The organism is Streptomyces sp. 2A115, from assembly GCF_052245575.1.
GTDB lineage: Bacteria > Actinomycetota > Actinomycetes > Streptomycetales > Streptomycetaceae > Streptomyces.
The window spans coordinates 116,633-128,672 of the sequence record NZ_JBQQCG010000008.1 but is presented as its reverse complement, the minus strand read 5'-3'; the positions used below and the strand labels follow the sequence as shown (position 1 = coordinate 128,672).

The window sequence follows — 12,040 nt, the reverse complement described above, 5'->3', positions numbered from 1 at the left end:
AGCGCCACCACCAGATGCGATTCCTCCCGGGCGTGAACGCCCGGGGTCCCTCGCAAGAACAGGCTGAACTCTGGCCCCTGAAAGGGTCTCAAGCCACCCGGTACTCCTCCACCTCCTCCGTCCGCAGCGTCAGCCCGTGTCCGACGCCGCCGTCCGGACGGATCACCCCGCCCGTCGGATCCAGCGCGCCGTCGAAGAACATCGACTCGATGCGGACGTGGTCGTGGAACCACTCGATGTGCCGGAGATTGGGGACGGCGGCGGCCACCGCGGCGTGGGCGTGCGGGGCGCAGTGGGCGGAGATCTCCAGGCCGTGGGACTGGGCGAGGGCCGCGGCGCGCAGGAACTCGGTGATACCGCCGCACCGGGTGGCGTCGATCTGGAGGCAGTCGACCGCGCCGGCGGCGATCATGCGGGCGAAGTAGGGGAGGTCGTAGCCGTACTCGCCCGCCGCGACGTCGCAGAGCAGCGCGTCGCGGACCAGGCGCAGGCCGGTCAGGTCGTCGGAGGACACCGGTTCCTCGTACCAGCCCACGCCGTGCTCGGCGAGCGCGTGCCCGACGCGTATCGCCTGTTTGCGCGTGTAGCCGCCGTTGGCGTCGACGTACAACTCGGCCTCCGCACCGATCACTTCGCGCGCGGTGCGGACGCGGGACAGGTCCCGGTCGGCCGCGCGTCCCCAGGCCTCGCCGATCTTGATCTTGACGCGCGGGATCTGCTGGCCATGCACCCAGCCGTTCAACTGGGCCGCCAGATGCGTGTCGTGGTACGTCGTGAAGCCCCCGCTGCCGTACACGGGCACGGCCTCGCGGGCGGCGCCGAGGAGGCGTACCAGGGGTAGCTCGAGGAGCCGGGCCTTGAGGTCCCACAGGGCGATGTCGAGAGCGGAGATCGCGCAGGCGGCCACACCCGGGCGGCCGGCGTTGCGGATCGCGCGGCACAGCGCGTCGTGCGCGGCGGGGATGTCGAACGCGTCAAGACCCATGACGACCGGCCCGAGTTCCTCGCGCAGCAGGTCGCCGACGGCGGCCGGACCGTAGGTCCAGCCGCTGCCGGTCGCGTCGCCCGCCGTCACCTCGGCGATCACCACGGTCGTGGTGTCCCAGGAGAGTGTGCCGTCGGCCTCGGGTGCGTCCGTCGGAACCGTGTACGTGGAGACGACGGGCTGATGCAGTTGCAGACTCGGAATCATCGGGCAGCCCGCTCACGCCCGCCGCGTGCGGGATGTTCTCGACGGGCCACCGCGAGGCATCAGCGGATCCCCTCCTGAAGCTGCGGCAGCACCTTCGTCCGGTAGAAATCGAAGAAGCCGCGCTGGTCGGGGCCGATCTGGTTGACGTGGATCCGGTCGAAACCGGCTTCCGCGAACGCGGTGAGCGCGGCGATGTGCTCGTCCACGTCGTCGCCGCATACGACGTTCTGGCTCACCATGTCCTCCGTGACCAGCGGCTCCAGCTGCTCGAAGTGCTTGGGCGAGGGGAGGACCTGGCCCATTTCGCCGGGCAGCAGTTGGTTCGACCAGAGGCGGTGGACCGTACGCACGGCCTCGTCGCGGTCGTGGCCGTAACAGACCTTCGTGCCGCCGCTGACCGGTTTTCCGCCTCCGCCGCCCTTGCGGAACTGCTCCACCATCGATTCCTCCGGCATCATCGTGATGTAGCCGTCGCCGACGCGGGACGCGAGGGATGTCGCCGCCGGGCCGAAGCCCGAGATGTCGATCGGGACCGGCTCGTCGGGGACCGTGTAGAGGCGGGCGTTCTGGACCGTGTAGTGCGGGCCGGAGTGGTTGACCTCCTCGCCGGTGAAGAGGTGGCGCATCACCTGGATCGCCTCCTCCAGCATCTCCAGGCGGACGTGCGCGGGCGGCCAGGCGTCGCCGAGGATGTGCTCGTTCAGGGCTTCGCCGCTGCCGACGCCCAGCCGGAAACGGCCGTCCGTCATCACCGCGCTGGTCGCCGCGGCCTGCGCGGTGACCGCCGGATGCATCCGTACGGTCGGGCAGGTGACCGCCGTGCCGATCGGCAGGGACACGGCCTCGGAGAGCGCGCCGATCACCGACCACACGAAGGGGCTCTGGCCCTGCGCGTCGTTCCACGGGTGGTAGTGGTCCGAGATCCACAGCGACTGGAAGCCGGCCTGCTCGGCCATCCGCGCCTGCTCGACGAGATCCGCCGGGCCGAACTCCTCGGTCGACAGGAAACAGCCGTATTCGGGCATGGTGGCACCTCCGCGACGGGCCCGGTGGGGTCCTCGTCCGGGTAACCCCGGCGCCCGGTGCGAAACGCCGTCGCCCGTGGAGCTCGACGTTGCCGTCGCCCGAGGACCTCGACGTTTGGGTGCCCGGGCCAGGGGGACGCGGAAAGCTCCGTACGAGTGACCCCGCCGGAGGCAAACCATGAGTCGACCCCGCGTCGTGATCGTCGGCGCCGGCTTCGCCGGATACCAGACGGCACGCACCCTGTCCCGGGTGGCCCGGAACAAGGCCGACATCATCCTGCTGAACCCGACGGACTACTTTCTGTATCTGCCGCTGCTGCCCCAGGTCGCCGCCGGAGTCCTGGAGCCGCGCCGCGTCACCGTCTCGCTCTCCGGCACCCTGCCGCGCGTACGGCTGGTGCTCGGCGAGGCCGACGGGATCGACCTCGACGCGCAGACCGTGCACTACAGCGACCCCGAGGGAGGCGCCGGCACCCTCTCGTACGACCGTCTCGTGCTCGCCGCCGGCAGCGTCAACAAGCTGCTGCCCATCCCCGGTGTCGCCGAGCACGCACATGGCTTCCGGGGACTGCCGGAGGCGCTGTACCTGCGCGACCACGTGACCAGGCAGGTGGAGCTCGCGGCGGCCGCCGACGACCCCGAGACCTGCTCCTCGCGGTGCACCTTCGTGGTCGTCGGCGCGGGCTACACCGGTACCGAAGTGGCCGCGCACGGGCAGTTGTTCACCGACGCGCTGGTCCGCAAGCAGCCGCTTCGGCAGGGCATGCGCCCGCGCTGGCTGCTGCTCGACATCGCGCCGCGCGTGCTCCCGGAGTTGCACGAGCGGCTCTCGCGCACCGCCGACCGCGTGCTGCGGCAGCGGGGCGTCGACGTCCGCACCGAGACCTCCGTGAAGGAGGCCACCCCCGACGGGGTGCTGCTCAGCGACGGGGAGTTCATCGACACCCGGACGCTGGTCTGGTGCGTCGGGGTACGGCCCGATCCGCTGGCCGAGGCGCTCGGTCTCGCCATGGAACGCGGCCGGCTGCTCGTCGAGCCGAACCTCCAGGTGCCCGGCCGTCCCGAGGTGTTCGCCTGCGGGGACGCGGCCGCCGTGCCCGATCTGGAGAGGCCGGGACAGTACACGCCCATGACGGCCCAGCACGCCTGGCGGCAGGGCAAGACGGCGGGGCACAACGTCGCCGCCTCGCTCGGCGTCGGCGACCGCCGCGACTACCGGCACCGCGACATGGGCTTCGTCGTCGACCTCGGCGGGGTGAAGGCCGCCGCCAACCCGCTCGGCGTCCATCTCTCCGGACCGCTCGCCGGTGCCGTCACCCGCGGCTATCACCTCGCCGCGATGCCCGGCAACCGCATCCGGGTCGCCGCCGACTGGTTCCTGGACGCCGTACTCCCGCGCCAGGCCGTCCAGTTGGGCCTCGTCCGCTCCTGGTCGGTCCCCCTGGACACGGCTTCACCGGAGCTGGCCCGGGTGCCGGGCGTACCGGAGAGGGCAACGTCTCCTGGCGCGCGTGCGAACCTTCCGGATCCCAGGCCCGGGACGCCCGCGGCCGGGGGCTCCGTCACGCGTGACCCCGGCAATCGCCCGGCACCCACGTCCGCCGACCTCGCGTCCCCTGATCCCCGCCGCCCGACGGCCCCGGATCCCGGGCCTCCGGCGGTCGCGGAGCCTGGCCCTCCGGCGGCCCACGATCCCGGGCGTCCGGCGTTGGCTGGTTCTGACGGGCACGCCGCCCCAGCCCCCGGCCGCAAGGGAGGCAACCCCGGTTCCGACGATCCCGCCTCTTCAGACCCAGAGCGCCCCGCGGAAGGAGAGTCATGAACACCCGTCAACTTACCGAGCTGGGGCAGCAGTTGCGTGTCGACAGCGTGCGGGCGGCCGCCGCGGCGGGGTCCGGGCACCCGACCTCCTCGATGTCCGCCGCCGACCTCATGGCGGTGCTGCTCGCCCGTCATCTCCGCTACGACTTCGCGCGGCCCGCCCATCCCGGGAATGATCGCTTCGTTCTCTCCAAGGGGCATGCCTCGCCGCTGCTGTACGCCGCGTACAAGGCGGCCGGGGCGATCAACGAGACCGAGCTGATGACCTTCCGCAAGCTGGGCAGTCGGCTCGAAGGGCATCCGACGCCGCGCCGACTGCCGTGGGTCGAGACGGCCACCGGGTCGCTCGGGCAGGGGCTGCCGGTCGGCGTCGGTATCGCCCTGTCCGGCAAGCGGCTCGACCGGGTCGGCTACCGGGTGTGGGTGCTGTGCGGAGACAGCGAGCTGGCCGAGGGCTCCGTGTGGGAGGCGGCCGAGCACGCCGCGTACGAGCACCTCGACAACCTCACCGCGATCGTGGACGTCAACCGGCTCGGCCAGCGCGGCCCGACCCGGCACGGCCACGATCTCGACGCGTACGCCCGTCGCTTCCAGGCCTTCGGCTGGCACACGATCGAGGTCGACGGCCATGACGTCGACGACGTCGACCGCGCGTACGGCGAGGCCATCTCCACGATCGGGCAACCGACCGCGATCCTCGCCCGCACCCTCAAGGGCAAGGGCGTCGAGGCCGTCCAGGACCGCGAGGGCCTGCACGGCAAACCGCTGCCCGAGGCCGACGAGGCGATCACCGAGCTCGGCGGGGTGCGCGACATCCGGGTCGAGGTCCAGCAGCCGCCAGCCGCCCGGATGCTGCACGCCGTACGCGCCGGCCATCTGGAGCTGCCGCGCTACGAGATCGGCGACAAGGCCGCCACCCGCAACGCGTACGGGCAGGCGCTCGCCGCACTCGGCACCGCGCGCGGCGACGTCGTCGCCCTCGACGGCGAGGTGAGCGACTCGACCCGCGCCGAGTTCTTCGCGAAGGAGCACCCCGACCGGTTCTTCGAGTGCTACATCGCCGAGCAGCAGCTCGTCGCGGCCGCCGTGGGGCTCGCCTCGCGCGGCTGGGTGCCGTACGTCTCGACCTTCGCCGCGTTCCTCACCCGCGCCCATGACTTCATCCGCATGGCGGCGGTCAGCGGCGCCGACATCAACCTCGTCGGCTCGCACGCGGGCGTCGCGATCGGCCAGGACGGGCCCTCGCAGATGGGCATGGAGGACCTGGCGATGTTCCGGGCGACGCACGGCTCGACCGTGCTGTACCCGTGCGACGCCAACCAGACGGCCAAGCTCGTCGCCACGATGGCGGGCTGCGAGGGCATCCGCTACCTGCGCACCTCACGCGGGGACACCCCGGTCGTCTACGGGCCGGGCGAGGAGTTCCCCATCGGCGGCAGCAAGGTGCTGCGCGTCTCCCCGGAGGACCGGCTCACCGTCGTCGCCGCCGGAGTGACCGTGCACGAGGCGCTGTCCGCCGCGGACGCGCTGGCGGCCGACGGCATCCCCGTCCAGGTCATCGACCTGTACTCCGTCAAGCCCGTCGACCGCGCCACCCTGCGCGAGGCCGCCGAGCACACCGGCTGCCTGCTCACCGTGGAGGACCACTTCGAGGAGGGCGGCCTCGGCGACGCCGTCCTGGACGCCTTCCTCGACGGCCGCCCCATGCCCCGCCTGGTCCGTCTCGCCGTGCGCAGCATGCCCGGCTCGGCCTCGCCCGCCGAGCAGCTGCACGCCGCGGGCATCGACGCCGAGTCGATCGCGGCCTCGGCGAAGCTGCTCGTGGAACACGCGGTCGTGCGCTGACGACGCCGACACACAGCCGGCGTACACAACGGGGCGCGTACACATACGGGCCGCGTACACATACGAAAGGAGTGACCATGGCCGGTACGCAGACCGTACGGGCCGGCAGGCGGACTCTTGAGGTGCACCGGCCCGACAAGGTGATGTTCCCCGGTGACGGGCGGGCCAAGGAGTACACGAAGGCGGACATCGTCGGGTACTACCGGGAGATCGCCCCGTTCATGCTGCCGCACCTGCGAGGCCGACCGCTGATGATGGAGCGCTACCCGGACGGACTCGGCGGGCCCAGGTTCATGCAGAAGAACGTTCAGAAGCACGACCCGGACTGGATCAACCGCGTTGAGGTGCCCAAGGAGGGCGGCACCGTCACCCACCCCCTGTGCGAGGACACCGCGACCCTCGTCTACCTCGCCGACCAGGCCTGCCTCACGCTGCACCGGTGGCTGTCCCGGGTCGACCGGATCGACCGCCCCGACCGGCTGGTGTTCGACCTCGACCCCGGCGGCGACGACTTCGAGCCGGTGCGCGAGGCCGCCCGGCTGCTCGGCGAGCTGCTCGACGAGCTCCGGCTGCCGTCCGCCCTGATGACCACCGGCTCACGCGGACTGCACGTCATCGTGCCGCTCAACGGGCAGCACGACTTCGACGAGGCACGCGAGTTCGCCAAGGACGTCGCCGACACGCTCGCCGAGGCGCACCCAGACCGGCTCACCACGGCCGCCCGCAAGAAGGACCGGGGTGACCGCCTCTACCTGGACGTCCAGCGCAACGCCTACGCCCAGACCGCGGTCGTCCCCTTCACCGTCCGTGCCAAGCCCGGCGCCCCGGTCGCCACGCCCGTGACCTGGGCGGAGCTCGACGGCCCAGGGTTCGGCCCCCGCCGCTGGACCATCGCCGACGCCGCCGAGCAGGCCCGCACCGACCCGTGGTCCGGGCTGCTGCGGGGCGGGCGCGCGCTCGGCCCCGCACGGCGTCGGCTGAACGCGCTGCGTGGCTGACGGACGCACCGGCGTTCACCGGCGAACACACCCGGCGTTCGTAGGTTGACCCTCGTAGGTGGTTTGGCCAACGGCCGCCGGGCCACTCGGAGTGCGAGGTGGCCATGTCGAACACATCGAGCACACCAGGTTCACAAAATTCATCGAAATCATCCAAGGAGAGGCAAAAAGGCGAGGCGGATGACGTGCCGGGCCCCATGGAGGTGCTACGCCACGCGCGTGCCCAGCTCGCGGAGCTGACCGGCATGGCGGCCGAGTCCGTGTCGTCCTTCGAGCGCACGGAGGACGGCTGGACGCTGGAGATCGAGGTCCTGGAACTCGTCAGGGTCCCCGACACGATGAGCCTGCTCGCGAGCTACGAGGTGAACCTCGATCCGCAGGGCGAACTCACCGGCTACCGACGCGTCCGCCGCTACGAACGCGGGAGGGCCGACGCACACAGGCAGGGCGGCCGGTAGGCCGCCCACCCCCCCGCTCAGGCACCCACAACAGACAAGGAGGCACGGTCGGCATGACCGTTGTCCCGGCACAGCAGACCGGCGGCGGAGGCACCAGTGGCCTGTACGACGTCCTGGAGCTCGTCCTGGACCGAGGGCTCGTCATCGACGCCTTCGTCCGGGTCTCCCTCGTCGGCATCGAGATCCTGAAGATCGACGTCCGCGTCGTCATCGCCAGCGTCGACACGTATCTGCGCTTCGCGGAGGCCTGTAACCGGCTCGACCTGGAGGCCGGGCCCCGCAAGAGCCCCGGAGTCCCCGACCTCGTCGGGGAGATCACCGAGTCCGGTGCGCGCGGCAAGTCCAAGGGGGCGCTGTCCGGCGCCGCGGAGACCATCTCCGACGCCTTCAAGCAGTCCCGCGAGGAAGCCCAGACCGAGTCCAGGGAGTCCAGGCCGCGCGCCCGCAAGGCCCCCACCTCGCGCCGGAAGGAGGAGCAGGAGTGAGCACGTACGTCTACGGCATCGCGGCCGACTCGCATCCTGCGCTTCCCGACGGCATGGGCGGGGTCGGCGACCCGGAGCGGCCGGTCCGTATCGTCAAGGCGGGCGGCCTCGCCGCGATCGTCAGTGACGCCCCCGAAGGACTGCGGCCCAAGCGCAAGGACCTGCTCGCCCACCAGAACGTGCTGGCCGAGACGGGTGCGGGCGGCCCCGTGCTGCCCATGCGCTTCGGCAGCCTCGCACCGGACGACGAGGCCGTCGCCGGTGTGCTCGCCGAGCGCTCCGACCACTACAAGGAGCGCCTCGGAACGCTGGCGGGCAAGGTCGAGTACAACGTCAAGGCCAACCACAACGAAGAGGCCGTACTGCACCGTGTGATGGCCGAGAACCCCGAGATCCGCGCGATCACCGAGGCCAACCGGCAGGCGGGCGGCGGCACTTACGAGCAGCGGCTGCGGCTCGGCGAGCTGGTGGTGGCCGCGCTGAAGTCCCGTGAGGCGGAGGACGCGGTCGACCTGCAGCACACCCTGGAGCCGGTCGCCGACGCCATGAGCGTGGGCCCCGAGTCCACCGGGTGGCTGGCCAACGTGTCGTTCCTGGTGGAGCGCGAGTCGGCAGAGGTGTTCCTCAGCGCGGTCGAACAGGTCCGCAAGGGGCATCCGCACCTCGAAGTGCGCGTCAACGGGCCACTGCCGCCCTACAGCTTCGTCGAACCGGGGCCGTCCGAGCCCGCCGGGACCGGGCGATGACGCCGAGACCGAGGAGCTGAGGAGATGGGGCTGATCGGAGAGGTCCTGCTGCTGCCGTTCGCCCCCGTGCGCGGCAGTCTCTGGGCCATCAAACAGGCTCTGGCCGAGGCCGAGCGCGAGTACTACGACCCGGCGGCGATCCGAGCCGAACTCGGTCGGCTCGAGGAACGGCTCGAGGCGGGCGAGATCGACGAAGCGGAGTTCGACCGCCAGGAGGACGAGCTGCTCGACCGGCTGGAGATCGCCATGACCAGAAACACCGGACCAGGTAACGGGACGCCACAATGAATCGAGTAGGGCTGGGCCTCGCCGTAGGAGCCGGATACGTCCTCGGACGTACGAAGAAGATGAAACTGGCGTTCGCCGTCGGCACGATGGTGGCCGGCAAACGGATGCATCTGAGCCCGCGGGCACTCGCGGACCTGGCATCTCAACAGCTGCAGAACAACCCGCAGTTCAAGGAGATCGGGGACCAGCTGCGCGAGGACCTGCGCGGGGTGGGGAAGGCCGCCTCCGGTGCGCTGGTCGAGCGGCAGATCGATGGCCTCGCCGACCGGCTGCACGGACGGACCGCCGAGGTGCGCGACCAGCTCGCGGGCGTGGTCCGGGACGTACCGGGGCCGGACGTACCGGGGCTCGGCGACGAAGACGAATCGCGCGAGGCGGACGACGAGTACGACGAGCCGGAGGACGAGTACGAGGAGTCGTCCGACGAGGCCGACAGCGAGGAGGCGGAGGAGGAGGCGGAGGAAGCCTCTTCCGAGGAGGAGCCCGCGGAGGACGAGCCCCGGTCGCGGAGGAAGGCTTCCGAGCGGACGGCTGCCGCCAAGAAGGCTCCTGCCAAGGCGGCGCAGCGGAAGCCCTCCGCGAAGAAGGCTCCCGCCAAGAAGACGGCGGCGAAGGCCGCCAAGAAGGCTCCGGGGAAGAAGGCGGCCGGAGCGAGGACCTCCGCACGCCGCTCCAACCGGCCCCGGGTGAAGGGAGGCGGTGACGATGACTGACACTCTGGGGGCCGCGACGGACCGGGCGAAGAAGAACCCGCTGACCGAAGTCGCCCACAGCGAGGCCGCCGACCGGCTCAAGGAAGAAGCCCAGGCGTATCTGTCCGCCCAGGCCCAGCGGATGCTGGTCGGGGTCGGGCACAAGCTCGGCGCGACGACGGGCAAGCTCAACGACATCGCCGAGGGCAACAGTCCCGGCTTCGCCAAGCTCGCTCTTGACGGCGGGCGCAAGGTGGCCGAGGGCAAGGGGCCGCTGAGGTCCGCCCTCGAGCTCGGCGCGGGCCGGGCCAAGGACAAGGTGGTCGGCGCCTTCAAGAACATGACCGGCGGCAAGGGCAAACGCAAGGGCAGCGCAGGCAAGAAGCCCACGGTCATCATGGAGTTCATCGACGTCGGCGTGCCGCTGCGCACCGCGTACGACCAATGGACCCAGTACCAGGACTTCAGCACCTTCGCGAAGGGCGTCAAAGGCGCGAACCGCGTCGACGACACCACCTCCGACTGGCAGCTCAAGGTCTTCTGGTCCAACCGCAGCTGGAAGGCCAACACCAAGGAGCAGGTGGCGGACGACCGGATCTCCTGGACGTCGGAGGGCGCCAAGGGCACGACGAAGGGCGTCGTCTCCTTCCACCCGCTCGCCGAGAACCTCACCCGCATTCTGCTGGTCATCGAGTACTACCCCCAGGGTCTGTTCGAGAAGACCGGCAACATCTGGCGCGCGCAGGGCCGCAGAGCGCGCCTCGACCTCAAGAACTTCGCCCGCTTCATCACGATCAAGGGCGAGGCCGAGGACAGCTGGCGCGGCGAGATCCGCGACGGCGAGGTGGTCCGCAGCCACGAGGACGCGCTCGCGGAGGAGGAGAGTGACGAGGCCCCTGAGGACGAGGAGGGCCCCGAGGACGAGGAGGAGCCCCTGGAGGCGGAGGGCGAGTACGAGGACGAGGACGAGGAGGCGGACGAGGAGGCGGACGACGACGAGGGGAAGCGCGCTTACGGCGAAGAAGAGGAAGACGAAGAGGGTGACATGGAAGAAGCGGCGGAGGAACCGTACGAAGACGCCGAGGCCGTGGAGCCCCGGCCTCGGAGCCGTCGATGACCACGGCTCAGCGCTTCCCCGATCCTTACGGACACGAGGGCAGCAGCGCCAACCTCGCCGACATCCTCGAACGGGTGCTGGACAAGGGCATCGTTATCGCGGGCGACATCCGCATCAACCTGCTCGACATCGAGCTGCTCACCATCAAGCTGCGGCTCATCGTCGCCTCCGTCGACAAGGCGAAGGAGATGGGCATCGACTGGTGGGAGACCGATCCGGAACTCTCCTCGCGCGCCCGCCGCAACGAACTCGCCCGCGAGAACGCCGAGTTGCGCGCGCACGTCGCCGAACTGGAACGCGGGCGCGAGTACGAACCCACGGAGGATCGAGGACGTACGGGCGAGCGCGAACGTACGGAGGAGCGCGAACGTACACGCACAGGGGAGGAGGCCCCGTGAGCGGTCTGCGCTACGTCTACGCCGTCTGCCGCCCCTTCGGCACGACGCTGCCGGCCCAGCTGACGGGCGTCGTCGCGGGCATGCCGCCCAAGCGGCTGACCCACCACGGGCTGGTCGCCGTCGTCAGCCACGTACCGGAGGCGGACTTCGCCGAGGAGCCGCTGCGGGCCCACCTGGAGGACCTGGACTGGCTCGCCGCGACCGCACGGGCCCACCAGAGCGTGATCGACGCGCTCACCGTCGTCACCTCGCCGCTGCCGCTGCGGCTCGCCACCGTCTTCCGGGACGACAGCGGCGTACGCACGATGATGGAGGCGCGCGAGGAGACCTTCCTGCGGACGCTCGACCGGCTCGAGGGGCGGGTCGAATGGGGCGTGAAGGTATACGCGGAATTCACGGAGTCCTCAGCGGCTCCGGAAACGCGGCAGCCTGCCGGGAAAGCCGGGACGGGACGCGACTATCTGCGGCAGCGGAGCAGCCGGCGCAGAGCACAGGAAGAGAAGTGGGAGCACGCCGAGGAATTCGCGCGTCGGCTGCACCACCACCTTTCCGGGCACGCGGAGGACGCCCGGATCCACGCGCCGCAGAACGCGGCGCTTTCCCGTGCCGCCGGTCAGAACGTGCTCAACGCCGCCTATCTGGTGCCACGTTCGGAATCCGAGGAATTCGTGGAACTGGTGGACCGTACGAAGTCGGACGAGCCGGGCCTGCGGGTGGAACTCACCGGGCCCTGGGCGGCGTACTCCTTCAGCGGCCCGGCGGGGGAGGAGGGCGCGTGACCGTCGTCGAACGCCGGGAGATCGCCCTCGTCGACCTGCTCGACCGGCTGCTCGCGGGTGGAGTCGTCATCACCGGGGACCTCACGCTGAGGATCGCGGACGTCGATCTCGTACGTATCGACCTGAACGCGCTGATCAGCTCGGTGAATGAACAAGTCCCCTCGCCCTTCCGGGAGTTGCCGTGACACAGGAAGGT

At 70.8% G+C, this 12,040-nt stretch carries 14 protein-coding genes; 12 read left to right on the top strand and 2 right to left on the bottom strand.

Annotated features, from left to right (window positions below; genetic code table 11):
• Positions 1–88: 88 nt before the first annotated feature.
• Both ACTWQR_RS10130 and ACTWQR_RS10125 read right to left on the bottom strand, forming a co-directional pair.
• On the bottom strand, positions 89–1,192 hold the full coding sequence (locus ACTWQR_RS10130) for an enolase C-terminal domain-like protein (protein WP_443226617.1): 1,104 nt from the start codon (positions 1,190–1,192) through the stop codon (positions 89–91).
• Positions 1,193–1,251: 59 nt separating this feature from the next.
• Entirely contained in the window at positions 1,252–2,217 is a 966-nt protein-coding gene (locus tag ACTWQR_RS10125) for an LLM class F420-dependent oxidoreductase (RefSeq protein WP_443226616.1), read from the bottom strand.
• A gap of 178 nt (positions 2,218–2,395) precedes the next feature.
• On the opposite strand from ACTWQR_RS10125, the gene ACTWQR_RS10120 reads away from it, so the two are divergent.
• The 12 genes from ACTWQR_RS10120 (at position 2,396) to ACTWQR_RS10065 (ending at position 12,029) form a co-directional block, all read left to right on the top strand.
• Positions 2,396–4,039 (top strand): FAD-dependent oxidoreductase, encoded by a 1,644-nt coding sequence (locus tag ACTWQR_RS10120; RefSeq protein WP_443226615.1) that lies wholly within the window; start codon positions 2,396–2,398, stop codon positions 4,037–4,039.
• A complete protein-coding gene (locus ACTWQR_RS10115; RefSeq protein ID WP_443226614.1) occupies positions 4,036–5,883 on the top strand; it encodes a transketolase in 1,848 nt (615 codons plus the stop codon). The genes ACTWQR_RS10120 and ACTWQR_RS10115 overlap by 4 nt, the downstream gene beginning before the upstream one ends.
• A 77-nt stretch (positions 5,884–5,960) precedes the next feature.
• A complete protein-coding gene (gene ligD, locus ACTWQR_RS10110; protein WP_443226613.1) occupies positions 5,961–6,881 on the top strand; it encodes a non-homologous end-joining DNA ligase in 921 nt (306 codons plus the stop codon).
• 104 nt (positions 6,882–6,985) lie between these two features.
• Positions 6,986–7,339, top strand: a complete 354-nt coding sequence (locus tag ACTWQR_RS10105) for a gas vesicle protein GvpO (protein WP_443226612.1) — start codon at positions 6,986–6,988, stop codon at positions 7,337–7,339.
• A 53-nt stretch (positions 7,340–7,392) separates the two neighbouring features.
• On the top strand, positions 7,393–7,824 hold the full coding sequence (locus ACTWQR_RS10100; protein ID WP_443226611.1) for a gas vesicle structural protein GvpA: 432 nt from the start codon (positions 7,393–7,395) through the stop codon (positions 7,822–7,824).
• Entirely contained in the window at positions 7,821–8,570 is a 750-nt protein-coding gene (locus ACTWQR_RS10095; RefSeq protein ID WP_443226610.1) for a GvpL/GvpF family gas vesicle protein, read from the top strand. Before ACTWQR_RS10100 ends, ACTWQR_RS10095 begins: the two co-directional genes overlap by 4 nt.
• Positions 8,571–8,594: 24 nt before the next feature.
• Positions 8,595–8,858 (top strand): gas vesicle protein GvpG, encoded by a 264-nt coding sequence (locus ACTWQR_RS10090; protein WP_443226609.1) that lies wholly within the window; start codon positions 8,595–8,597, stop codon positions 8,856–8,858.
• Positions 8,855–9,571, top strand: a complete 717-nt coding sequence (locus ACTWQR_RS10085; protein ID WP_443226608.1) for a DNA primase — start codon at positions 8,855–8,857, stop codon at positions 9,569–9,571. Before ACTWQR_RS10090 ends, ACTWQR_RS10085 begins: the two co-directional genes overlap by 4 nt.
• Positions 9,564–10,667: an SRPBCC family protein gene (locus ACTWQR_RS10080; RefSeq protein WP_443226607.1), complete on the top strand. Its 1,104-nt coding sequence runs from the start codon at positions 9,564–9,566 to the stop codon at positions 10,665–10,667. The genes ACTWQR_RS10085 and ACTWQR_RS10080 overlap by 8 nt, the downstream gene beginning before the upstream one ends.
• Positions 10,664–11,065, top strand: coding sequence for a gas vesicle protein (locus tag ACTWQR_RS10075; RefSeq protein ID WP_443226606.1), 402 nt, complete (start codon positions 10,664–10,666; stop codon positions 11,063–11,065). Before ACTWQR_RS10080 ends, ACTWQR_RS10075 begins: the two co-directional genes overlap by 4 nt.
• On the top strand, positions 11,062–11,844 hold the full coding sequence (locus ACTWQR_RS10070; RefSeq protein WP_443226605.1) for a GvpL/GvpF family gas vesicle protein: 783 nt from the start codon (positions 11,062–11,064) through the stop codon (positions 11,842–11,844). Before ACTWQR_RS10075 ends, ACTWQR_RS10070 begins: the two co-directional genes overlap by 4 nt.
• Positions 11,841–12,029 carry a gas vesicle protein gene (locus tag ACTWQR_RS10065; protein WP_443226604.1) on the top strand — a complete coding sequence of 63 codons (189 nt, stop codon included), beginning with the start codon at positions 11,841–11,843 and terminating at the stop codon, positions 12,027–12,029. Before ACTWQR_RS10070 ends, ACTWQR_RS10065 begins: the two co-directional genes overlap by 4 nt.
• Positions 12,030–12,040: the final 11 nt, after the last annotated feature.

Excerpts from the sequence above, each read along its gene's own strand:
- ACTWQR_RS10075 (WP_443226606.1), top strand. The coding sequence starts at position 10,664 with ATGACCACGGCTCAGCGCTTCCCCGATCCTTACGGACACGAGGGCAGC.
- ACTWQR_RS10080 (WP_443226607.1), top strand. The coding sequence starts at position 9,564 with ATGACTGACACTCTGGGGGCCGCGACGGACCGGGCGAAGAAGAACCCG.
- ACTWQR_RS10130 (WP_443226617.1), bottom strand. The coding sequence starts at position 1,192 with ATGATTCCGAGTCTGCAACTGCATCAGCCCGTCGTCTCCACGTACACG.
- ACTWQR_RS10125 (WP_443226616.1), bottom strand. The coding sequence starts at position 2,217 with ATGCCCGAATACGGCTGTTTCCTGTCGACCGAGGAGTTCGGCCCGGCG.
- ACTWQR_RS10090 (WP_443226609.1), top strand. The coding sequence starts at position 8,595 with ATGGGGCTGATCGGAGAGGTCCTGCTGCTGCCGTTCGCCCCCGTGCGC.
- ACTWQR_RS10100 (WP_443226611.1), top strand. The coding sequence starts at position 7,393 with ATGACCGTTGTCCCGGCACAGCAGACCGGCGGCGGAGGCACCAGTGGC.
- ACTWQR_RS10085 (WP_443226608.1), top strand. The coding sequence starts at position 8,855 with ATGAATCGAGTAGGGCTGGGCCTCGCCGTAGGAGCCGGATACGTCCTC.
- ACTWQR_RS10120 (WP_443226615.1), top strand. The coding sequence starts at position 2,396 with ATGAGTCGACCCCGCGTCGTGATCGTCGGCGCCGGCTTCGCCGGATAC.
- ACTWQR_RS10105 (WP_443226612.1), top strand. The coding sequence starts at position 6,986 with ATGTCGAACACATCGAGCACACCAGGTTCACAAAATTCATCGAAATCA.
- ligD (WP_443226613.1), top strand. The coding sequence starts at position 5,961 with ATGGCCGGTACGCAGACCGTACGGGCCGGCAGGCGGACTCTTGAGGTG.
- ACTWQR_RS10115 (WP_443226614.1), top strand. The coding sequence starts at position 4,036 with ATGAACACCCGTCAACTTACCGAGCTGGGGCAGCAGTTGCGTGTCGAC.